Consider the following 22,647-nt stretch of genomic DNA (forward strand, 5'->3'; position numbering starts at 1 on the left):
TTCTGATCGGAGACGAGAGACTGGATGACCTGGACCGCAGCCCTTGGCTGGTTCTTCGCGGCCTATGCGCTGCTCACCGGCATCTTTCTCCTTCTGGAGAACCGGCGTCCGCAGGCGACGCTCGCCTGGATGCTGCTGTTCCTGACGCTGCCGGGGATCGGCCTTGCCGTCTATGCGCTGTTCGGGCGCGACCGAAAAGCCTTCGGCCGCCAACGCAAGCTCGCGCGCCAGAACCTGCAGGGAACGGCAGCGCCCATTGTGGAGCAGATGCTGGCCCGCCAGGATGCCGAGATCGGCAGACTGGAGACGCAGAGCCCTGCGCGGCGGCGGCTCATGTCGCTGGTGCGGCGCAATTCCCATTCCGCTCTGACCACCCGCAACCACGTGGCAATCCAGCAGAACGCATCCGCATTTTATCCAAGCCTGATGGAGGATATGAGGAAGGCCCAGCGCACGATCTATCTGCAGTTCTACACTTGGGCCGACGATGCGTTCACGCGGGAGTTGCAGGCAATTCTGCTGGAGCGGGCAGCCCATGGGGTTGAGGTGCATCTGCTCTACGATCCGTTCGGATCCCTGTTCCGCCTGACCCGCCGCTACAGACGCGAACTCAGCCGGGGCGGTGTGCGTTGGGCGCCGGTATCGGCGCTCTACTGGCTGCACACCATCTCATACCGCAATCACCGCAAGATCGCCGTGATCGACGGAAAGGTCGGCTATACGGGCGGCATGAATATTGGCCAGGAACACATCGATGGAGGAGAAGGCTTCGACTCCTGGCGCGACACGCAGGTGCGCCTCGAAGGAGAAGCGGCGGCCGTTCTGCAAGCTGTGTTCATGGTGGACTGGTACAATGCCACAGGCGAGGATCTCTTCGCAGCGGATCGCTTCCCTTCGCTTGCGAACGGGCTGTCGTTCACTCCAACGGAGAACCCAGAGGTCAGTGACGGTTATGTGCCGGTACAGATCCTGACCTCGGGGCCGGACTCGGAATGGCGTGCCATCCGTCAGCTCTACTTCGCCATGATCATGTCGGCCCAGCAGCGCGTGCGCCTGCAATCGCCTTTCTTCGTCCTCGACGCCACCATCGCTGAGGCGCTCAGAGCGGCGGCTCTGGCCGGCATCGCGGTCGAGGTGATGGTGAGCGACCGCGGCGAGGGATTGAACCAGACGCCGTACTGGGCGGCGAATACCTATCTGGCCGAGGTCGCGGCTGCCGGTGCGCAAGTCCATATGTACGGGAAGGGCTACCTGCACGCCAAGACGCTCAGCATCGACGGCGAAGCGTGTTCCATCGGTTCCGCCAATCTCGACATCCGCAGCTTCAGCATCAACTACGAGCTCAATGCCGTGATCTACGACGCGGGGCTCACGCAGGAATTGGAGGAGGCGTTCGAGCGGGATCTCAGAGATTGCTACCCGTTCGACGCGAACGCATACCGGCGGCGCTCCGGCTTGATCCGGTTGCGCGACTCCACGGCGCGGCTGCTGTCGCCCTTGCTTTAGAAGTCACCCTTATCAGCGGGCGAAGTCGCAATCCTGTGCGACCTCCGTGCCGCATGCATCGAGTTCCGCTCCAATCAGCACGACCGTCACCGATAACCAGATCCACAGCATGAAGCCGATCATGGCGCCGACCGACCCGTAGAGCTCATCCAGTGTGCCGAGCCACGACATGGCCCACGAGAATAACAGCGAGGCGCAGACCCAGAGCAGGGACGCGGCGGTACTTCCGAACGCGATCCATCGCCAGTCCACGGCATCGCGGCTCGGCCCGAACCGATAAACGACGGCAAGGGCCAGCCCGACCACGATGAGGATGGAGGGCCAGCGCAGCAGATCGAGAATCTGTGTCGTGGCGGCCTCGAGGCCGAGCACCCGCAGAAGGCCGGGAAACAGCACCACCGCCGCGATGGCGAAAAACAGGAACGCAATGCCGCCGATGGTGAATGCGATTGCTGTCAGGCTGAGCTTCAGGAGACCACGCCTGTCCTTGCGGCCATAGACAACATTCAAGCCACGAAGCAGCGCGGTCGTGCCCCGGTTGATGCTCGCCAGGAGCGTGGCCGCACCGACGAGGGAGGCGACGCCGAGTTGCTCGGCGTCAGAGGTGCCATTGGTCACCATGTATCTGATCTGTCGAACGATCACCTGGACTGCGTATTCAGGAAGAACGCTCGGCAGCGCTCCTTGAAGCACATCTCCGAGCCTTGGGCCGGCAAACAGGCTGTAGAGCCCGACGATGGCGGCAATTCCCGGAAAGACCGCCAAGGCGACAAAGAACGCCACGCCCGATGCAATCGTGGTGATATCGTCATCATAGGCGCGATAGGCGGTGCGTTTGAGAATACGAGACAGATGATGAATGGGCGCCTCACCGGATTGTGGGTCCATTGCCGACAAGATGGTCGGCCCTGAAGCTCGTCATAGGCTGTTCCCTGGTTCGGTGTTGCGGTTGGTGCCCCTTCGTGAATTGGGAGCACCTTGCAGGCGTCATGCCGTTTTCCTCTCGCTGCCTCCAAGAAGACGCTCAAATCCGACGATTGGTCCGACCGGCACGATTCCGGTCGGGTTCAGACTCTTGATCGAGTAGTAGCCGCGCTTGATGTGATCGATATTGACGGTACCGGCAATGCCGGGGATGGCGAGCATCCGCTCCAGATGAGCGCTCAGGTTCGGGTAGTCGGCAATGCGACGCAGGTTGCACTTGAACAGGCCGTGATAGGTCGCATCGAAACGGACCAGCGTGACGAACAGGCGGATGTCTGTCTCGGTGAGGCGATCGCCGAACAGGAATGCCTTGCCGTCGAGCCGCTCTTCCAGCTCGTCGAGCATGCCGAACACGTCGCGGAACGCCTCCTCGTAGGCCTCCTGCGTGGTGGCGAAACCTGCGCGGTAGACGCCGTTGTTGAGGCGTGGATAGATCCTGTCGTTGAGCGCATCGATCTCGGTGCGTAAAGCCTCCGGATAGAGATCGAACTCATCGTTCGCGAGCGCGCCGAAGCCTGCGTTGAGCATGCGCACGATGTCGGCGGATTCGTTGTTGACGATGGTCTGCCGCTGCTTGTCCCAGAGCACGGGCACCGTGGCGCGTCCACTGATGACCGGGTCAGCCTTGGTGTAGATCTCATGCAGATAGGTCGCGCCGTTGAGCGGGTCCCGGTTCGATCCGGGATAATCGCCGAAGCGCCAGCCTTGGTCTGTCAGGGTCGGCTCGACGACCGAAATCGAAATCGCATCCTCAAGCCCCTTGAGCCTGCGCGCGATCAGGGTGCGCGAGGCCCAGGGGCAAATGAGAGCCACGTAGAGATGGTAGCGTCCGGTTTCGGCCTTGAAGCCGCCTTCGCCGGTGGGGCCCGGATTGCCGTCAGGGGTGATCCAGTGGCGGAAGCTCGATGTCTGGCGAACGAACCCACCCTTGGCGTCCTTCGCCTGCACCGGCTGCCAGTCGGCTGTCCATTTGCCGTTCACGAGCATCGCGTTTTCTCCTCAAGCCTGTCGAACAGGCAGATTCTCAATGTTCAGCGCGTCACGACGGTGATGGCCGTGCCCCATGGGTCGTGCAGCGGCAACCGCGTCGGACTGGCCTCGACAGCCTGCTCCGGCGACAGGCGGGAGCGTATGGCTTCGAGCGTGCCCGCGTCGGTGACGATCTCGACATCGGCCAGCCCGGTTGTCGGCTCCGAGCGCACCGGCGCGCCGCGGCTGTTCCAGATGTTAGTCCCGAGGTGATGGTGATAGCCGCCTGACCCGAGGAAGGTCGCCCCGGGGTAACGGGTCATCACCTCGAAGCCGAGAAGACCGGCATAGAAGCGCTCAGATGCATCTAGAGCGCCGACCTGAAGATGGACGTGACCGATCAGCGAACCCAGCGGCAGGCCCGTCCATTCGCGGGACTTGACGGTCGCCACGAGGCCGTTGAGGTCGAGCGCCAAGGTATCCATGGCGACCATGCCGTCCTGCCAGGCCCAGGTTTCACTCGGCCGATCCCAATAAACCTCGATGCCGTTGCCCTCGGGGTCGGCCAGATAGATCGCCTCGCTGACGAGGTGGTCCGAGGCGCCTTGGAGAGCAACGCCTCGCTCGGCGGCGTTGAGCAACCATTGCGCCAGATCGGTCCGGTTCGGCAACAGGAAGGCCGTGTGGAACAGGCCCGCAGCGCGGCGGCTGGCGAGCGGTGCGTCCGGGTCGTGGCGCAGCTCGAGCAGCACCGTGTCACCCACGCCCAAGCGGACGAGGCTGGTGCCGGTCTCGATGGGGGTGAGACCGATCACCTGCTGATAAAAGCGGCTGACCGTATCGAGGTCGCGTACGGTCAGGGCCACCGTGCCGATCCGCATCGGCGCCCCGGCGGATGTCACGCCGGGGGTGGTGCCGCGAGCTTTGGCTGAGCGGCCGGCAAGGCTGCCTGCCAGGAGGGAACCGGTTGTTGTCATGAGCGTGCGCCTCGTGAGCATGGGGTTTCAGGTTCAACGCGCGAGCGCGGGGCGGGTGGCAGCCGGGGTGGGCTTGAGCGCATAGGCGCCGTCGCCGAGCAGAGCGACGGCGATGAGGCCGACGATCCACAGAGCCAGGAATTCCCAGCCGCCGTTCGGGTTGGTGAAGAAGAAGCCGGCGGGACCATGTACGGTCAGGATCGCGCCGAGCAGGATCGGTGTGAGCGCCAGGGCCACGATGCGGCTGTATACGCCGGCAATCAGGGCGATGCCGCCGACGATCTCCACAAGGATCACGAGATAGGCGAGGGGACCAGGCAGGCCGAGGCTGCCGAAGAACTGGACGGTGCCGGCGGGCGTGAACACAAACAGCTTCAGGCCGGCATGGGCGAGAAAGAGGATGCCGAGCGCGATGCGAAGCACAGTGGCGGCGTAAGGAGCGGTGCGGTTGTCGATCATGGTGAAGTCTCCGGATGGTGTTGACCATCCAGATATGACCTGCCTCCCTGATAATGATAATCCCGTTCCCTTTACTAATACCTCATACCAGCAGAGTGAGATAACGCATGTGTCCGCGGATCGGCAGGCGCAATTTCATCTTGTCTTGCGCCTGCCGCAAGCTGGGCCGGAGCCGGTCACACCCGAGACTAACCGTTAAGCGGACGGCTGCGCGCTGGCGTCGGCCGTGCGCGTGTCGGGGAGAACGACCACTGGGCTTCCCACCGGAACGCGGCTGTAGAGGTCGAGAATATCCTGATTGAGCATGCGGATGCAGCCGCTCGATACTGCCTCGCCGATGGTGTGAGGCTCAGTGGTGCCGTGGATCCGGTACAGGGTGTCCCGGCCATCCTGGAAGAGATAGAGCGCCCGCGGGCCAAGGGGGTTTTCGGGGCCCGGAGGCATGCCGTTCGCCCAGGGGCGGTTGCGCTCGGGATCGCGCTTGATCATTGCGGCGGTAGGCGTCCAGCGTGGCCATTCCGCCTTGCGGCCCACCTGCGCCCGTCCCGCCCATTTCATGCCGTCGGCGCCCACGCCGATACCGTAGCGAAGCGCGCGTCCGTTCTCGCGCACGAGGTACAGGTAGCGATTGGCCGTGTCGACCACGATGGTGCCGGGGCGTTCCCGAGTCTCGTAAGCGACTTCCTGCCTGAGAAACTGCGTATCGACGTTCGAGATGTCGGTCGCTGGAATGGGAAACTTCTCGTTCGGCTGCGGTCCATACATGGCGACGTAGGTCGGGTGCGGTGCCTTGAGGGCGGCGTCCTGAGCCGACTGTGTCGAGACGCAGCCCGCCAGTGTCAGAGCCAGCAGCGTGATGCCGATTACTGCAAGAGGCGTGGACGAGTTTTGACGGTGGGGGAAACGGAAAGGAGACATAAGGTGTGCTTTGCCTTTTGACGGGAAGTTGAGAGATGACATCAGCCCGTGGCGGCTCACGCATGCGAATGCGTGCAGCCGGTGAGGCGCGTGCCAGATGGAATTGGGATTCAGTCGGTGATCGGGTGCGCCGGCTTACAGAGCGTGCTGCTGGCCAAAGGGCGTGGATGCGCAGACCAGATTGGTCCGGCGCCGCTGCGCATGGGGATCGAAAAGGGAAGACATGATCAGGCTCCGAAAGGGCTCCGCACGCGGAATGCGCGCGAGCCCCCTCTGTCATTGGCCTGAGAGCTTCACCGCAGCCGACCCGATCGGCCGCGACTTACACCTTGGGCGGGAGCTGGATGCTCCGCTTTTCAGAGTGTTTCACCTGCAAGCGGTCCTCGGTGCCTGAGAGTTTCCGGGGCGGTTGCTCCTTCGGCGGCCAGCATGCTGGCTCTCTCCCGCTTGCAGTGGTTGGGAAAATACGCCGGTTTGGGGCAGAATTGTGAAGCTTGGACGAGGCCGTGCCTTTTATCGCCCATCTTGTGCAAAGGGTGCCGCCCTGTTGCTGGAAGGACACATTCTGCCTCTGCGCCTTCGTCAGCGATCGATTTCCTCCCGGGTGCGCCCGGGCCGTGGCCGGTAGCGCGGCAGGGACCAGTCCCATTGCAGCGCGGCGGCCCGGATCGCGAGCGCGGCGAGGAAGCCGCCGGCCAGCGCGTACTCGCGTGCGATTCCCGCCAAGGCCAGGGCGACGAAGATCGCCGCTCCGCCCAGCGCCGCCGACACATAGATCTCGCGGCTGAGGATAACCGGGCTTTCGCCTCCCAGGATATCCCGGACAATGCCGCCGAATGTGGCGGTGATCACGCCCATCGCGATGGCGACGATGGGGCTCGCCTCGGCCAGAAGCGCCTTCTCGGCCCCACTCACCGCGAACAGGGCCATGCCGACCGCGTCGCACCACAGGAGGAGCTTGAGTCGGGATTGCGGAATATGGGCGAGGAAGAACGCCGCGCAGGAGACCAGCACGCAGGTGACCAGATAGGCGGGCTCCCGCACCCAAAAAACCGGAAGCGCGTTGATGAGCGTGTCGCGGATCGTTCCGCCGCCGATTCCGGTCACCGTACCGAGCAGCACGAAACCGACCAGGTCCATCTGCTTGCGCGAGGCGACCAGCGCCCCGGTGGTCGTGAACACGACGATCCCGAACCAGTCGAGCAGGGCGGCAAAGGTGTCGAACATCGGTCAGGGTTCCATCATGAGGCTATGGGATCAGTGCGCGGAGGCCGTCCAGGGGTGGACACCGAGCAGGGGCAGGGCTTCGCCCATGACGCGGCGTGTCACCGGCACGGCGTTCCACCCCGAAGTGCGGAAGCCAAACGTTTCCGGCAGGCCGCGCGGCTCGTCAAGGATGGTGAGGAACAGATAGCGCGGCGCGTCGATGGGAGCGACCCCGACGAAGAAGGTCATGACCTTCTCCTTGGAATAGGAGCCGTCGACGACTTTCTCAGAGGTCCCCGTCTTGCCGCCGATGCTGATCGGGGGGATGGCGGCGCGGCGGGCCGAGCCCGCCTCGACGTTGAGGCGCATGAGATCGCGTATGGCCTCAGCAGTTGCGGGCTTGATCACATCCTCGGCCCGAAGGCGGTCACCGAGATCGCGATCGGCAAGAAAGGTCGGCGTGATCAGGTCGCCGCCATTGACCAGCGCCGCCACTGCCATGGCTCCCTGAAGCGGCGTGACCGCGATGCCGTGCCCGAAGGCGATCGTCGCGGTCGTTACGTCGCTCCAGCGGGACGGCAGGATGGGCGTGGAGCTTTCGGCGAGCTCCGTTCGTACACGGTCGAACTGACCCAGCGCCTTCAAAAAGGCCTGGAGCTTCCCCGCGCCGATGGCCAGCGCCATCCTGCCCATGGCGATGTTCGATGAGTAGATGAAGCTTTCAGGCAGCGTCAGCACCCGTTTCTTGCCGCGGAAATCGTCGATGCTGGCACGGCCGATGGTGAGCGGGCGGCTTACGTCGAAGGTAGATCCGAGCGTGAACAGGCCGGTGTCCAGAGCGAGCGCGGTGGTCAGGGCTTTATAGATCGACCCCATCTCATAGCGGCCCACCTGCATCCGGTTGATCCGGTCCGGTTGCAGCGCAAGACCCGGTTCGTTCGGATCGAAGTCGGGCAGCGACACGAGGGCGAGGACCTCGCCGTTGGTCACGTCGAGAACCAGACCGGCGGCTGCGACAGCCTTGTAGGTTTCGACGGCGTTGCGCAGGTGCTCGGCATAGAGATGCTGGACCCTGAGATCTATGCTGAGGCGGATAGTCGTGTCGGTCTGCTCAGCGCCGGATGACGGCTTTGTGTCTGCCATCGTGGCGTCGATCCATTTCTCGATTCCCGACAGGCCCCGGTTGTCGATGTCGACCGCGCCCAGCACATGCGCCGCCGCAGTCCCGTTGGGATAGACGCGCGTCGGTTCGGGCTGCAGGTGAATGCCCGCGAGACCGAGCGACCAGACGCGGTCGGCAGCCGAAGGCGGAATCGAGCGCTTGATCCAGGCGAAGCCCGATCCCGATGTGAGCTTGCGGCGCAGGTCATGCGGATCGAGATCGTCGAAGACCTCCGCCAACCCTTCAATCGCTTCGTCCACGTCGATGATCCGGCGCGGCTCAGCATAAACGGAAAAAGCCTTCAGATCCTTGGCAAGCAGGACGCCGTTGCGGTCGACGATGTCGGGCCGCTTGCGCTGGATCTGGTCCTGTGTGGCTGCGCGCGGCTCGACCGGATCGAGGCCGAACATGACGAGCCGTACGGCAATCGCGGCGAACAAACCGACGAACCCGAAGGTCGCCAGCCGGATTCGCGCGGGACCGAGCTTGGTAGCGAGCGTGAACAGGGATCGTGCCATCGCGCCACCCGTCGCTTCAACGGTAGTAGGTGAAGCCGGGAGGGGCATAGGCCTCCTGGGAAAAGACGTCGGCCGGCACGTCTTCAGCCATGGGGGGAAGCTCCCTGACCGGCGGCTCGGTGCCCGGCTTGAAGGCTTCCAGGATCGCGCCGGATCCGGATGCCGTGCGCTCTCCGGTGTATGGATCGACCGGGATCAGTTTGATCCCTGCGGGCACCCGAAAGGCGGCTCGCGGCTTGCCCGCGAGCGCTTGCTCCAGGAAAGCACGGACGATGGGCGCGGCGTGCCCGGAGCCGTAAGCCGACCTGCCGAGGGAGCGCGGGCGGTCGTAGCCGAGGAACACTCCGACCGCGAGTTCGGGCGTCGATCCGACGAACCACAGGTCCTTGGCGTCGTTCGTCGTGCCGGTCTTGCCGGCGAGCGGTCGGTCAAAGCCCGAGAACACCCGCGACAGCGTACGGTCGACGACGCCCTCCAGCAGGGAGGTCACCTGATAGGCGGTCAGCGGATCGATCACCTGCTCCGCGTTATCCGCCAGCTCGGGGGCGTTCTGGTTGCGCCAGACGGGGGCCGCGCATCCGGTGCAGGCCCGCCGGTCGTGACGGAAGATGGTCCGCCCATGGCGATCCTGGATTCGGTCGATCAGCGTGGGGCGAATGTGCCGACCGCCATTCACGAACATCGCGTAGGCCGTCGTCATTCGCAGCACCGTCGTCTCGCCGGACCCGAGCGCCATGGCGAGCAGCGGCGGCAGGTCGTCCTGAACGCCGAGGCGGCGGGCAAAATCCGCAACGCGCGGCATTCCCACATCACGCGCCAGCCTCACGGTCATCACGTTCTTGGAGCGCTCCAGTCCGGCGCGGAGCGTGGACGGGCCGTCGTAGCGACCATTGTGGTTGCTCGGGGACCATGGCGCCTGCCCCGGACCCTGAGCGATGGACAGGGGCGCATCGAGCACGAGGCTGGACGGGGTGTAACCGCTGTCGAGCGCCGCCGCGTAGACGAGGGCCTTGAAGGTCGAGCCCGGTTGACGCCAGGCCTGGGTGACGCGGTTGAACTCGTTCTGGCTGAACGAAAAGCCGCCGACCATGGCCCTTATGCGTCCGGTATCCGGCTCCAGGGCGACGAGGGCTCCGGAGATTTCGGGGATCTGCCGCAGCCGATACTCGTTGGACGCCTTCTTCAGCGGCTCGACATGGATGACGTCACCGACCCGCAGGACGTCGCCGATACGGCGCTTGCCCGTCCACCGGATGCCCTGGGCGGCAATCCGCCCCGTGAGGCGGGCGGTCTCGACGGCGCCGGTCGCATCCCTGTCCGGACGCAGGCCGATGCGGGCGCCCTTGGCGTCGACCGCGAGCACCACGGCTTGCCGCCACGGACGGATGTCCTCGAGCGTCGGCAGGCTGGCGAGCCTTGCGCCCCAATCGCCTGCGACGGAGTCGAGCCGCGTCTCGGCTCCACGCCAGCCCCGGGACTCGTCGAAGCGAACCAGGCCATCGACGAGACTCCTGCGGGCCGCAGCCTGCATCTTCGGGTCAAGGGTCGTACGCACCGAGAGGCCGCCCTCATAAAGCGTCGTCTCACCGAACCGGTTGGCGAGCTCGCGCCGGACTTCCTCGGCGAAATAGCCTGCCTGGATCTCGTGCGGCGACACCGAGCGCGGATTGACGTCGAGCGCGTCCTCCATCGCTGCGTCGGCCTCGTCCTGGGCGATATAGCCGTTGGCGGCCATCCGCTCCAGCACCCAGTTGCGACGGGCGATTGCCGCCTCGGGCTGCCGGAAGGGATGGTAGTTATTCGGCCCCTTGGGCAGGGCGGCGAGATAGGCGGTCTCAGCCAGGCTCAGCTCGTGCACGGACTTGTCGAAATAGCCCAGGGCGGCTGCGGCGATGCCGTAATGGCCCATGCCGAAGTAGATCTCGTTGAGGTACAGTTCCAGGATGCGGTCCTTGCTGAAGGATTCCTCGATCCGGAAGGCGAGGAGGATCTCCTTGAGCTTGCGGGTGTATGTCTGCTCCCGCGACAGAAGCAGGTTCTTGGCGACCTGCTGGGTGATCGTGGAGGCACCCTGGGGACGGCCCGCATCGCTGGCGAAGTTGGCGAGCAGGGCGCGGCCGATGCCCTTGGGGTCGATGCCGTTATGCTCGTAGAAGTGGCGGTCCTCCGCCGACAGGAAGGCAGCGACGATCCGCTGCGGCACAGCCTCGAGCGGAAGGTAGAGCCGGTTCTCCCGGGCATATTCAGCGATGATCCGGCCATCGGCGGCGTGCAGGCGCGTCGTCATCGCGGGCTCATAGCGGGCGAGCTCGGCGTGATCGGGCAGGCCGGCGGAGAGGTGCCACAGCAGGACACCGACGGCCAGCGAGCCGCTGACCAGGAGAAGCGAGGCAAAGGCCGCGGCAAAGCCGAAGAAGCGGAGGATGAAGCGCATCGCGGGCACCTGGATTCTGGCGGGTGCGTGCGCTCGCGCGATGGCACCCGCTCATGGCGGTGAAGGGCAAGGAAATCCCCAGCGCCCATCGGCCAGCGATGGCCCGTATGAACGGGCGCTCGCCGCCATTCGCGCGGCTCTCGCCGCACGAGGCGTCAGGTCATCGGCCAAGGCGCGAGGCGTGTCGCGGGAGAGGCCGATGGATGTCTGGGGATGAGACGGGGCGCGTCAGCGGCTCGGATGGAGCCCCAACCGGTCTCTCGGGTTCACCGCCGGCAATCGAGGCGCGGCATGGCTTGCAGGCATGTGAGGGAAGGGCATGAGTCAGGCTCCATCATGGTCCCGCAGGCGATGCTGCGGTGGAGCCCCCTCTGTCATTGGCCTGAGAGTTTCGTCCCGGTTGCCTGTGGCCGCCGCGACTTTCACCATGGGCGGGAGCAGGATGCTCCGCTTTTCAGAGTGTTGTGCAAGGAACGGTCCGGGTGCCTGAGAGTTTCCGGGGCGGTTGCTCCTTCGGCGGCCAGCACGCTGGCTCTCTCCCGCTCGTTGCCGGAGTCAATCTAGCCCCGTTTGCGGCGGAATTGTGTTTCCGGGAGGCTCACAGGGCAGCTTGGCGCTATGCGAGGCTTTGCTGCCACAGGGGATGCGTCGCTTCCTGCGCGGGCTGCTCCGGCTCCCACCATCACGAGTCCGCGCGAGCGCTTCTCAGGAAAGAGGAAACTACGCCTGGATTTAGCAAGCGCCACGCAAGCTTCGAGGGATAGCCCCCAACAAAACCTGGTGAATCGCATCATTGGGATGCGAGCCTCTCGCGGCTCTGCGGGCAGGTTTCAATTAAAGCGAAACATGTCTTTCCAAGCGTTATCCATCCGCGCCAAGCTCATTGGCGTGTTCTCTCTTCTTGTTCTGCTGCTCGTCGGCCTCGGTGTGCTCGGCCTGCGAGGCATGCAGCAGATCAACCTTCAAACGGTCGATATCGCCGACAACTGGCTCAACGGCGTGCGTTCGATCGGAGATCTGAACGGCGAGGTTGCCGTGTATCGCACCGCAGTCCTGCGCCACATCCTGGCCGGGGAGGCGGAAGCCAAACGCATCGAAGCGGAGATGGCCGAGCGCGAGAAGGACATCGCGGAGAAGATCAAGGCCTACGAGGAGACGATCAATCTCGATGAGGACCGCAGGCTGTTCGGCGAGTTCCTCCAGCTGTGGGACACCTATGTGAAGGGTGTGAAACGGGTCGTTGCCATGTCCAATGAGGGCGAGGCAGCCGCGGCGAAGGATTACAACAACCAGACCGTGATCCCTCTCGCGCAGAAGACCGGGCAGGCTCTGACGCAGTTGGTGGATTTCAACAGCGAGGGCGCTCACGCCGCCGAGGATGCCGCAACCGCGACCTATGCTTCGACGCAGCGGATTCTGATCGGCCTCATCGTCGCCGGTGCGCTTCTTGCAGCCGGACTCGCGTTTGTCATCATCCGGTCGATCACCAGCGGCATCGCTTCGGTCACGCGCCCCATGGGCATGCTCGCGCAGGGCGAGCTCGGCGCGCAGATCCCGTTCCGCGGCCAGAAGACCGAGCTCGGCACGATTGCCGATGCGGTGCAGGTGTTCAAGGATGCGCTGATCGCCAAGAAGGAAGCGGACGAGGCCGCGGCAATCGAAGCGGATGCCAAGATGCGCCGGGCGCAGCTGCTCGACGAACTCACCAAACGCTTCGAGGCGAACGTGTCGGCTCTCACGCAGGGATTGTCGAGCGCCGCGACCGAGATGGAGGCTACCGCCCAGTCGATGACGGCCATTGCCGATCAGACCAACGGCCAGACGGTCACCGTCGCTTCCGCTGCGCAGCAGACGTCCGCCAACGTGCAGACGGTGGCCGCCGCCACCGAGGAACTGTCGATCTCCATTCGTGAGATTGCGAACCAGGCGAGCCAGTCGTCGCACATCGCGGAGCGGGCCGTTGCCGACGCCCAGCGCACCAACGAGACCGTGCAGGCGCTGGCGTCGAGCGCGGAACGCATCGGCGACGTGGTTCAGCTCATCAACAACATCGCCTCGCAAACGAACCTTCTCGCGCTCAACGCGACCATCGAGGCGGCGCGCGCCGGCGAGGCAGGCAAGGGCTTCGCGGTGGTGGCGAGCGAGGTGAAGGAGTTGGCGAACCAGACCTCCAAAGCGACCGAGGAAATCTCCTCCCAGATCAGCTCCGTGCAGCAGGCGACGCAGCACGCGGTGAGCGCCATCGGGCAGATCGCTCGCACCATTGCGGACATGTCCCAGATCTCCGTGTCCATCGCGGCTGCGATGGAGGAGCAGGGCGCGGCCACCGCCGAGATCGCCCGCAACGTGCAGGAGGCCGCCCGAGGCACCGAAGCCGTCACCGGCAACATCGAGGACGTGCGTCATGGGGCAGAGGAAACGGGAGCCGCAGCCTCCCAGGTTCTCAGCGCGGCGCAGGATCTCGCCCGCCACTCCAACAACCTGAACGGCGAGGTTTCCACTTTCCTCCAGGGCGTGAAAGCGGCCTGATTTTTCAGGCATTCATGACGAAAAAAGGCAGGGCCTGCGCCCTGCCTTTTCACGTTCGGAGCCTTCGAAGATCAGTCGATGGTGCGCACGCGGCGACGCACGACCGTCGTGGTCGACCTGTCGTCGTCATGCATGCGATGGCCTGGGGCGTAATCGCGCGCCGAACGGACGGAGACGCGCTTCTTCACCTGGCCGGGAGCGTAGTAGGACGCGCCGCGACGGACCTTGACGCTGGACGTGGTGGAAGGCTCACGCACAACGCGGCGCTCACGAACGACGCGGGTGGTTCTCACGCCATCATCGTGCAGCGAATGGCCCGACGTGGTCCGTGTGCGGATTTCCACGGATTGAGCGAAGGCTGCGGCGCCAAAGCCGACGGCAAGAACAGCGGCGAGAAGACCCGTTTTGACAAGACGCATCTGAGAACTCCTTCAGCGTTCAGTTGCGGTCCCAACGTGCTCCCGATCCGCACCGTTCCAGCTTGGCCATGAATTTAATCCATCGCAAGGAGGCAAAGCCTGCCCCCGGCACATTGTCTTAAAAGGGGAAATTCCGGTATCGCGCAGCCTCAAGCGCCTTTCCCGCCGATGCGGCTTTCTTAGGAGAAGCGATCTTCGACATGTTCAGCGCAACAGCCGCGCGGATGAGCGCCTTGAACGCCTCCTCGTCGATCACTGCGCCTTCATGAAGATCGATGGCGCGCTGCGTGTTGCCCTCGAGGCTGCCATTGAAGAGACGCATTGGATCCTTCAGCGCAGCACCCTTGGCGAAGGTCAGCTTCACGGCGCTCTTATACGTCTCGCCGGTGCAGATGATCCCCGCATGTTCCCACACGGGAACGCCGCGCCACTTCACTTCCTCGACCACATCAGGATCGACCTCAATGATGAGCGCCCGCACCCGCGCCAGCATCGCGCCCCGCCAATCCTTCAGCTCCGCGATTTTCGCGTCGATGAGTTGGGAGGGGGTCGATGAGTTGGGAGGGGGAGGATATTTGAATTTTCTCTGCAATGTTCTTATCCGGATACATCGCTAGTGGCGCTTTCCCATGCTTGTTTCGCTAAACCCTTAAGGTGAGGATCGCTTTGGATCTTACGGCCACTATGTCTCCTCGAGCGTAGATGAGGCGTTGCTCCACATTCCCATCTCAAAAAGGGATATCATCATCTAAATACATAGAACGCGGGGTGGTTTTTATCTCCTTAATCTCTCGACCTTTGATCTCAATTTTCTTGCCGCTGGTTTTCTCGAGGAATGTTTTGAGGCGCTCTCGGGCGTTGACGAGATAGGTAGCGCCATAGAGTTGGTTGTTTTTATAGAAACCCTGGACGATTTCGTCGAACTCTCTATCACTCAGGGTTTCTACTGTGCTGGCCATAGCTTCAAAGCGATCCCGTGCTTCATTCCAGTCTGGTGATGTAAGAAATGCAGCTATTAGCCCTGACTGGATACGGTCTCGTCTGCCAAGTTTTTCAGCAACCAGTTTTTGTATCTGTTTAGCGGATGATGCAGGATCGCTTAGACTGCTGCGTAATGCTTGCTCATGGCTAATAAACCCCGGAGGATCTTTTTTCTCGAGCTTGAGGGATATGATAGGTACCCCTTTCCCGAGAGCAAACCCAACCTCTTGGTTCGTCCAAATGCTCTCTGAAAAGTTATCTGTTAAGAAAACTAGCATGACCTCCATAGTCTCGAGGCCATTCATAATTTCTCGCCGCCATTCTCTTGTCGGCTCAATTGTATCGTGCGCTACAAAGGAGCCAATTCCGTAAATTTCGAGCGCATCTGCAAGATCAGTTGCCACTCGCTTGTATTCATCTCGGTGACTAATGAAGAGACGGACTAAGCCTGGCTTCCAGATAGAAAGATTATCGGGATTGATTTGCGGGCGTTGTGATAGAGGTATCGCCCTCTGATACTCAGGGTCGTGTTCGTCGTTCAGTTCTAACTGAACCGCGCGAAAGAACTCATTCTCAACATGGGTGCAGCAGGTGTTGAGGTCAACGCGGAGACTTTCGCCAATTTCTACTTGGCTACTAAGGCCAATTTTACTGAGGATGCCCTCTGGTAAGAAAAGGCGTACATCATGACCTGTAGTGCCGCCATTCCAGTTATCATACTCTGTATTCTCAATAACAATTGCTCTAGCTGATTTTATAATCTCGCCTTTGAGCGATTGCTTGTCGCGACTGTATTCTAAATCAAGGCGTTTCAAGTAGCTGCCGATTTTGGATGGCAGGTAGTAGCTCGTGCTCACGCTTTTCTCGCTAGGGTAAGCCTTGTTCATTCATGATATGTTCTTGAAGTCTTCCGGCGGCTAATAAGGCCGCCGGAAGATGAGCAATCTATTTGGAGACTTGCCCTAGTAGGGTCTGCTTACGAGCACCCAGTCGTGCTGCCGCACGTATCGCACTTCAAGCAGGTCCCGTTCCGCACCAGCGTGAAGTTCGCGCATTCAGGGCAGGATTCGCCCACATAGCCCTTCATCTTGGCCTCGGCGCGCTTGTCGGCGATGGACGGTGACGCGGCGGGGGCGGTGAAGGGGAGCTTGGACATTTCGGCTTCGCCCACCGTCACTTCCTGCGTGGCGGGCTGGGCGAGCTCGCTCTTGAGAGCGTTCGCGCCAACCGTGTTCGGACGCTGGACCACGCCTGCGCCGCCTGCGGCTCCGCCGGGGATCAGCATGAGGCGGTCCACGTTACCGCGGGTGAAGCCGCGGGAGACGATGGCCGTGGCGGGCGCGGCTTCCGGGGCCTTCGACTGGGCTTCGCCCGAGCCGATGGTGGTGGGGCCAAGTTCCGACGGGTCCACGTGAGCGAGGTCGTTGCGGCTGAGATAGGACACAGCCAGCTCGCGGAACACGTAGTCGAGGATCGACGTGGCGCTCTTGATGCGCTCGTTGCCCTGCACGAAGCCCGCGGGCTCGAAGCGCGTGAAGGTGAAGGCCTCCACGTATTCTTCCAGCGGCACGCCGTATTGCAGGCCGAGCGAGATCGCGATGGCGAAGTTATTCATCATCGCACGGAAGGCGGCGCCTTCCTTGTGCATGTCGATGAAGATCTCGCCGAGGCGGCCGTCGTCGTATTCGCCGGTACGCAGATACACTTTATGGCCACCGACGACGGCCTTCTGGGTGTAGCCTTTGCGGCGGTCGGGCATCTTCTCGCGGTCGCGCATGGCGACGACACGCTCGACGATCTTCTCCACCACCTTCTCCGACACATGCGCGGCCTTGGCGGCGGCGGGCATGGCGGCGAGAGCCTCGGCGGCGTCCTCCGCGTCCTCCTCCTCATCGGCGATGAGGGCGGAGTTCAGCGGCTGCGACAGCTTGGAGCCGTCGCGGTAGAGGGCGTTCGCCTTCAGCGCCAGCTTCCAGGAGAGCATGTAGGCGTTCTTGCAATCCTCGACGGTGGCGTCGTTGGGCATGTTGATGGTCTTGGAAATCGCGCCCGAGATGAAGGGCTGCGCCGCCGCCATCATGCGGATGTGGCTTTCCACCGAGAGATAACGCTTGCCGATCTTGCCGCAGGGATTGGCGCAATCGAACACCGCGTAATGCTCGGTCTTGAGGTGCGGAGCGCCCTCAAGAGTCATCGCGCCGCAGATGTGGATGTTCGCGGCCTCGATGTCGGCCTTCGAGTAGCCGAGGAACGAGAGCAGGTCGAAGGACGGATCGTTGAGCTTCTCGGCAGGCACTTTCAGCGTGCCGGTAAGGAAGTCCTCGCCGAGCGTCCAGCGGTTGAACACGAACTTGATGTCGAAGGCGGACTTGAGGCCCTTCTCGACCGCGTCGATCTTCTCCTGCGTGAAGCCCTTGGCTGCCAGCGAGCCCGGATTGATGGCGGGAGCCTGCTTCATGGAGCCATGGCCGACCGCATAGGCCTCGATCTCGGCGATCTCGGATTCACGGTAGCCGAGGGCGCGCAGCGCATCCGGCACGGCGCGGTTGATGATCTTGAAGTAGCCGCCGCCGGCGAGCTTCTTGAACTTCACGAGAGCGAAGTCAGGCTCGATGCCGGTGGTGTCGCAATCCATCACGAGGCCGATCGTGCCGGTGGGCGCGATCACGGTGGCCTGCGCGTTGCGGTAGCCGTTCTTCTCGCCGAGCTCGAGGGCCTTGTCCCAGGCGGACTTGGCATGAGCGACAAGGTCCGCATCCGGGCAGGAGGCGTGATCGAGCGGAACCGGGTTGACCGAGAGAGCCTCGTAGCCTTCCGACAGGCCATGGGCCGCGCGGCGGTGATTGCGGATCACGCGCAGCATGGACTTGGCGTTGGCCTTGTAGTTCGGGAACGGGCCCAACTCGCCAGCCATCTCGGCGGAGGTGGCATAGGACACGCCGGTCATGATCGCGGTGAGCGCGCCGCCGAGGGCACGGCCTTCATCGCTGTCGTAGGGCAGGCCCATGGTCATGAGCAGGCCGCCGATATTGGCGTAGCCGAGGCCGAGCGTGCGGTACTCATAGGAGAGCTGCGCGATTTCCTTCGACGGGAACTGCGCCATCATCACCGAGATTTCGAGCACCACGGTCCACAGGCGGCAGGCATGCTCGAACGATTCCGTGTCGAACTTGTGCGCGGCGCGGTCGAAGAACTGGAGCAGGTTCGCGGAGGCGAGATTGCACGCCGTGTCGTCCAGGAACATGTATTCCGAGCAGGGGTTCGACGCCCGGATGCGGCCACCGGCGGGGCTGGTGTGCCAGTCGTTCATGGTGGTGTTGAAGTGCAGGCCGGGATCGGCGGAGGCCCAGGCGGCGTGGCCGATCTGCTCCCACAGGTCGCGGGCCTTCAGGGTCTTGATGACCTTGCCGTCCTTGCGGGCGGTGAGCTTCCACTCGCCGTCGTTCTCGACAGCGCGCAGGAAGTCGTCCGTGATCGAGACGGAGTTGTTGGAGTTCTGGCCGGAGACCGTGAGGTAGGCTTCCGAATCCCAGTCGGTGTCGTAGACGGGGAAGTCGATGTCGGTGTAGCCTTGGCGTGCGAACTGGATGACGCGCTTGATGTAGTTGTCCGGGATCATGACCCGGCGCGCCATCTTGATCTCCTTCTTCAGAGCCGGGTTCTTCTCCGGATCGAAGCAGGCATCGCCGTCGGCCTCGCAGTTCACGCAGGCCTTCATGATGGCCTTGAGGTGCTTGGAGGCGAGTTTGGAGCCGGCCACCAGCGCGGCCACCTTCTGCTCTTCCTTCACCTTCCAGTCGATGTAGCTCTCGATATCCGGGTGATCGACGTCGACCACGACCATCTTCGCCGCGCGGCGGGTGGTGCCGCCCGACTTGATCGCGCCCGCAGCGCGGTCGCCGATCTTGAGGAAGGACATGAGGCCCGAGGAGCGGCCGCCGCCGGAGAGCTTCTCGCCCTCGCCACGAAGGTTCGAGAAGTTCGAGCCCGTGCCCGAGCCGTACTTGAACAGACGCGCCTCGCGGACCCACAGGTCCATGATGCCGCCCTCGTTCACCAGATCGTCCTCGACGCCCTGGATGAAGCAGGCATGCGGTTGCGGGTGCTCGTAGGAGGACTTGGACTTGGTCAGCTTGCCGGTCTTGTAGTCCACGTAATAGTGGCCCTGGCCGGGACCGTCGATGCCGTAGGCCCAGTGCAGGCCGGTGTTGAACCATTGCGGAGAGTTCGGCGCGACCATCTGGTTGGCGAGCATGAAGCGCAGCTCGTCATAGAAGGCCTGGGCGTCTTCCTCGGAGGAGAAGTAGCCGCCTTTCCAGCCCCAATAGGTCCAGCAGCCGGCGAGGCGGTCGAAGACCTGCTTGGAGGAAATCTCTGAGCCGAAGCGCTTGTCTTCCGGCAGCTCGGCGAGCTTGGCCTCGTCGGGCACGGAGCGCCACAGCCAGCTCGGTACGTCGTTCTCCTCGACCTTCTTCAGGTGAGCCGGAACGCCGGCCTTGCGGAAATACTTCTGAGCGAGAACGTCGGACGCGACCTGGCTCCAGGTCTCCGGCACTTCGATGTTCTCAAGCTTAAAGACGACCGAACCGTCCGGATTGCGGATCTCGCTCGTGGCGAGCCGGAAGGCGAGGGAGGAATAAGGCGACTGGCCTGACTTGGTATAACGCCGCTCGATCCGCATCTTGTACATCCTCATTGTTGGGGACAAACGTCCCCGTCGCCACAAGCCGTGCCTGTGGCTTTCAGCCCCAAAACTTTTTCGATACCCCAACGACCCGTTTTGCGGATCGCCACACGCACCACGCCCGAGTTACGGCCTCTCTCCAGACGCCACAGGTCACGCGGCAAGCAACTCGCCGCGGGCTCTGGAACGCTCACTCGGGGGAGATTTCGACCTCCCTTTCGGGCCGGTCGCCGGTCTCGGATCGGAACCCGGGCAAGCTAGTCGTGATGCGAGCCTTACGTCAAGAACTTGTGCCGAACGTTTCTGTTCCAACTATATATAGTGGGCAAGTGTTAAGAATGTGGAAAACTGGCTAAGCCTCAGAGACTCCTCCGAGAATCCAAATCGGCCTTGCCAAAAGGCCAAACCCGGCGGGCCCGAATTTGCGATTTTGCACCCCACAAGGGGCACCTGATGTTGTGCCGGCGCATCAATTTCCCATGCGGAAACCATATGGACCAAAAAATACCCCTCCGAGGCGAAAATGCCGTGAATCCGGGAAAATCGCCTCAGAATCGCCTTAGTGGAATCAGGGGGGAATCAGTTGCGGGGTTCATCCCGGAAATGCTGGACTTCGCGACGCGCTGACGCCATATTCCGCGCAACTTTGAGAACCCCCTCGGCGGTAGCGATGAAAACCTTTTTGGCTCAGTTCTTTACCTGGTGGAACGGACAGACCCTCGGCACACGATTCTTCACCTGGCGCAAAGGCCAGTTCGTGGGCCAGGACGAGTTCGGCAACAAGTACTACCGCTACACCCAGGCCCAGCCGATCGATTCCAATGTGGGCGCCGAGCGCCGCTGGGTGATCTACAACGGCGACATGGATGCGTCCCGGGTTCCGCCCGGCTGGCGCGCCTGGCTCTGCCATAACGGCGATATTCCCCCGAGCGAGGAAAACTACCAGCCCCACCCGTGGGAGAAGCCCTACGTGCCCAACATGACCGGCACGCCGCATGCTTACCGTCCGCAGGGCTCGCAGCTTTCGACGGGCCAGCGCCCCGCCGCGACCGGCGATTACGTTCCGTGGACGCCGGGTGAGTAAAGCCTCCCCGGCTTTGCTTCCGTCATCATCATGCTGACCCGCCCCAACTCCCGAACCTGCATCGAGTGCGGCCTGTCATTCGGCCACGCGAATTTTGCCTATCACGCAGGCAAGATCGAGAACGGCCCGTCCTATTGGTCGGATCGCGGGCTTCTGTGCTCGGTTGCCTGCTCGACGGTGCACTTCGAAAAACGGGAGAGGGCAGGCGATGCCATGAAAGAGCCTGCGCCCGATCCGTTCGAGCGGGATTGAGCCTTTCCATCGGATAAGACGCCTGGAACAAGGCCATTCTAAAGGTGGCAGACGGAACGGGATGACGAGCTGATCTCGCGGGAATGCAATTTTATCCGGTTCTGCCCCTGTCGGCCAAGCTTTCCCACTCATCGCCCTTTTTCCAACACGGTTGCCGTGTTAACGCGTGACCAGAACATGTGACCGGCCGCTGCTGGCCGAGTCCTGAAGGCGTGGACCAGGTATCATGAAGTTTGGATGGACGCGGGCCGCTCTCGTGCTTGCATCGATCGTCGGAACGGCGGGAGCAGCCCAGGCTGATCGAATCAAGAATCCGACGGCGGTGTTCTCCGGTCTCGACAAGATCACCGGGCGCATCGTCTCGTTCGAGGTGAAGGTCGATGAGACGGTGCAGTTCGGCGCCCTCCAAATGACGGCGCGCGTCTGCTTCACCAAGCCGCCGACAGAGACCCCGAACACCACCACGTTCGTCGAGGTCGAAGAGACCGGGACTGACGGCGCCACCCGCAAGGTGTTTTCCGGATGGATGTTCGCGGCAAGCCCCGGCCTGCACGGCATCGAGCATCCGGTCTACGATATCTGGCTCGTGGACTGCAAAGGCGGAACGGAAGTGATCGCCGAACCCAAGGAAGCGCCGGAAGAACTGCCTCCCATCGAGCCGACCGCGCAGCGCACGCCTTCCGACGCCGGCCGCCCCGGCGGCATCATGGCGCCTTCGGGTTCCGCCCAGCCTCTGCCGCCCGCGCCTCCGCTCAACACCGCGCCGCTTCAGCAGCGTCAGCCGGTTCAGCGCCCGAGCCGGGATTTCAACCGCAACGCGCCGCTCATCAACACGGATCGCTAAGAGCGTCTGATGGCGTCGGGACGAGGCTCGAAGGTGCCTTAGAGCGCGGCGAGAATCTCCTCGCCGCTCACCTTCAGGTTTCGGGGCCAGACGCTCCAGTCGCCGTCCTGATCCAGGGCCTCGCGCAGCATCTGCTTGTAGCTGCGCCGCGGCACCTCGATGGCGCCGAACTGGGCGAGGTGAGGGGTCACGAACTGCGTGTCGAGAAGGGTAAAGCCGCCGCGCTTGAGGCGGGCGACCAGATGAACGAGGGCCACCTTCGAGGCATCGCGTTCCTTATGGAACATGCTCTCACCGAAGAACGCACCCTTCAAACGGACTCCATAAAGGCCGCCAACCAGGTTTTCGTCTCTATAGACCTCGACCGTGTGGCAGAAACCTGCATCGAACAATTGGCCGTAGAGATCCCGGATGCGCCGGTTGATCCAGGTTTTCTCCCTGTCCGCTGCCGGTGCCGCGCAGCCGGCGATCACCGCATCGAAGTCGTGGTCGATCCGAACTTCGAACTCGTCCGAGCGGATGGTGCGAGCAAGCCGCTTGGGGATGTGAAAGCCGTCGAGGGGTATGATGCCTCTTTCGCGCGGCTCGACCCAGAAAAGGGAAGGGTCGTCGGCATCCTCCGCCATGGGGAAGATGCCCGCGGCATAAGCCTTGAGCAGGATCTCAGGCGTGATGGTGATGGTATCGTCGGGAGACAGGGCCATAGACTCGCAGATCCGAC

The 22,647-nt window shown here is 63.0% G+C and carries 19 protein-coding genes and 2 riboswitches; of the genes, 6 read left to right on the top strand and 13 right to left on the bottom strand.

Annotated features, from left to right (window positions below):
• Nucleotides 1-24: 24 nt before the first annotated feature.
• Nucleotides 25-1,506, top strand: coding sequence for a cardiolipin synthase (cls, locus tag BLP10_RS11110; RefSeq protein ID WP_091134393.1), 1,482 nt, complete (start codon nt 25-27; stop codon nt 1,504-1,506).
• A gap of 12 nt (nt 1,507-1,518) precedes the next feature.
• Here the strand turns inward: cls and BLP10_RS11115 are convergent, their stop codons facing one another.
• From BLP10_RS11115 to BLP10_RS11150, 8 genes are all read right to left on the bottom strand, one after another.
• Nucleotides 1,519-2,394 carry a YihY/virulence factor BrkB family protein gene (locus BLP10_RS11115; RefSeq protein WP_091134395.1) on the bottom strand — a complete coding sequence of 292 codons (876 nt, stop codon included), beginning with the start codon at nt 2,392-2,394 and terminating at the stop codon, nt 1,519-1,521.
• Nucleotides 2,395-2,493: 99 nt separating this feature from the next.
• Nucleotides 2,494-3,477 carry a glutathione S-transferase family protein gene (locus tag BLP10_RS11120; RefSeq protein ID WP_091134397.1) on the bottom strand — a complete coding sequence of 328 codons (984 nt, stop codon included), beginning with the start codon at nt 3,475-3,477 and terminating at the stop codon, nt 2,494-2,496.
• Nucleotides 3,478-3,521: 44 nt separating this feature from the next.
• The gene (locus BLP10_RS11125; protein WP_091135027.1) at nt 3,522-4,436 is read right to left on the bottom strand and encodes a VOC family protein; all 915 of its coding nucleotides are present in this window, start codon (nt 4,434-4,436) and stop codon (nt 3,522-3,524) included.
• Between the two features lie 33 nt (nt 4,437-4,469).
• Nucleotides 4,470-4,895 carry a DoxX family protein gene (locus BLP10_RS11130; protein ID WP_091134399.1) on the bottom strand — a complete coding sequence of 142 codons (426 nt, stop codon included), beginning with the start codon at nt 4,893-4,895 and terminating at the stop codon, nt 4,470-4,472.
• A gap of 195 nt (nt 4,896-5,090) precedes the next feature.
• A complete protein-coding gene (locus BLP10_RS11135; protein WP_091134401.1) occupies nt 5,091-5,813 on the bottom strand; it encodes a L,D-transpeptidase in 723 nt (240 codons plus the stop codon).
• 367 nt (nt 5,814-6,180) lie between these two features.
• A riboswitch (glycine riboswitch) is annotated at nt 6,181-6,269 on the bottom strand.
• Between the two features lie 126 nt (nt 6,270-6,395).
• Nucleotides 6,396-7,040: a trimeric intracellular cation channel family protein gene (locus tag BLP10_RS11140; protein ID WP_091134404.1), complete on the bottom strand. Its 645-nt coding sequence runs from the start codon at nt 7,038-7,040 to the stop codon at nt 6,396-6,398.
• Nucleotides 7,041-7,070: 30 nt separating this feature from the next.
• On the bottom strand, nt 7,071-8,699 hold the full coding sequence (locus BLP10_RS11145; RefSeq protein WP_091134405.1) for a peptidoglycan D,D-transpeptidase FtsI family protein: 1,629 nt from the start codon (nt 8,697-8,699) through the stop codon (nt 7,071-7,073).
• A 16-nt stretch (nt 8,700-8,715) separates the two neighbouring features.
• Nucleotides 8,716-11,133 carry a penicillin-binding protein 1A gene (locus tag BLP10_RS11150; RefSeq protein ID WP_091134407.1) on the bottom strand — a complete coding sequence of 806 codons (2,418 nt, stop codon included), beginning with the start codon at nt 11,131-11,133 and terminating at the stop codon, nt 8,716-8,718.
• Between BLP10_RS11150 and BLP10_RS22825 the strand changes: the two genes are divergently transcribed.
• Both BLP10_RS22825 and BLP10_RS11155 read left to right on the top strand, forming a co-directional pair.
• Nucleotides 11,123-11,350, top strand: a complete 228-nt coding sequence (locus tag BLP10_RS22825; RefSeq protein WP_139165472.1) for a hypothetical protein — start codon at nt 11,123-11,125, stop codon at nt 11,348-11,350. The two genes, BLP10_RS11150 and BLP10_RS22825, sit on opposite strands and share 11 nt — an antisense overlap.
• A gap of 247 nt (nt 11,351-11,597) precedes the next feature.
• Nucleotides 11,598-11,685, bottom strand: a riboswitch (glycine riboswitch).
• A 294-nt stretch (nt 11,686-11,979) separates the two neighbouring features.
• Nucleotides 11,980-13,662 (top strand): methyl-accepting chemotaxis protein, encoded by a 1,683-nt coding sequence (locus tag BLP10_RS11155; RefSeq protein ID WP_091134409.1) that lies wholly within the window; start codon nt 11,980-11,982, stop codon nt 13,660-13,662.
• A 71-nt stretch (nt 13,663-13,733) separates the two neighbouring features.
• Here BLP10_RS11155 and BLP10_RS11160 read toward each other — a convergent pair whose 3' ends face one another.
• The 4 genes from BLP10_RS11160 to BLP10_RS11175 all read right to left on the bottom strand — a co-directional run bounded on the left by BLP10_RS11160 (nt 13,734) and on the right by BLP10_RS11175 (nt 19,743).
• Nucleotides 13,734-14,081 (bottom strand): hypothetical protein, encoded by a 348-nt coding sequence (locus BLP10_RS11160; RefSeq protein ID WP_091134410.1) that lies wholly within the window; start codon nt 14,079-14,081, stop codon nt 13,734-13,736.
• A gap of 118 nt (nt 14,082-14,199) precedes the next feature.
• Nucleotides 14,200-14,673, bottom strand: coding sequence for a DUF1801 domain-containing protein (locus BLP10_RS11165; RefSeq protein WP_244510490.1), 474 nt, complete (start codon nt 14,671-14,673; stop codon nt 14,200-14,202).
• A 136-nt stretch (nt 14,674-14,809) separates the two neighbouring features.
• Complete coding sequence (locus BLP10_RS11170; protein ID WP_091134412.1) at nt 14,810-15,949, bottom strand: toll/interleukin-1 receptor domain-containing protein; 1,140 nt, start codon at nt 15,947-15,949, stop codon at nt 14,810-14,812.
• An 89-nt stretch (nt 15,950-16,038) separates the two neighbouring features.
• On the bottom strand, nt 16,039-19,743 hold the full coding sequence (locus BLP10_RS11175) for a vitamin B12-dependent ribonucleotide reductase (protein ID WP_091134414.1): 3,705 nt from the start codon (nt 19,741-19,743) through the stop codon (nt 16,039-16,041).
• Between the two features lie 673 nt (nt 19,744-20,416).
• Here BLP10_RS11175 and BLP10_RS11180 point away from each other — a divergent pair.
• The 3 genes from BLP10_RS11180 to BLP10_RS11190 all read left to right on the top strand — a co-directional run bounded on the left by BLP10_RS11180 (nt 20,417) and on the right by BLP10_RS11190 (nt 21,926).
• Nucleotides 20,417-20,830 carry an NADH:ubiquinone oxidoreductase subunit NDUFA12 gene (locus BLP10_RS11180; protein WP_091134416.1) on the top strand — a complete coding sequence of 138 codons (414 nt, stop codon included), beginning with the start codon at nt 20,417-20,419 and terminating at the stop codon, nt 20,828-20,830.
• A gap of 30 nt (nt 20,831-20,860) precedes the next feature.
• Nucleotides 20,861-21,082: a hypothetical protein gene (locus BLP10_RS11185; RefSeq protein WP_091134418.1), complete on the top strand. Its 222-nt coding sequence runs from the start codon at nt 20,861-20,863 to the stop codon at nt 21,080-21,082.
• Nucleotides 21,083-21,308: 226 nt separating this feature from the next.
• Nucleotides 21,309-21,926, top strand: a complete 618-nt coding sequence (locus BLP10_RS11190; RefSeq protein WP_091134421.1) for a DUF2155 domain-containing protein — start codon at nt 21,309-21,311, stop codon at nt 21,924-21,926.
• Between the two features lie 38 nt (nt 21,927-21,964).
• Here the strand turns inward: BLP10_RS11190 and aat are convergent, their stop codons facing one another.
• On the bottom strand, nt 21,965-22,630 hold the full coding sequence (gene aat / locus BLP10_RS11195) for a leucyl/phenylalanyl-tRNA--protein transferase (protein WP_091134423.1): 666 nt from the start codon (nt 22,628-22,630) through the stop codon (nt 21,965-21,967).
• Nucleotides 22,631-22,647: the final 17 nt, after the last annotated feature.

The organism is Microvirga guangxiensis (assembly GCF_900102135.1).
GTDB lineage: Bacteria > Pseudomonadota > Alphaproteobacteria > Rhizobiales > Beijerinckiaceae > Microvirga > Microvirga guangxiensis.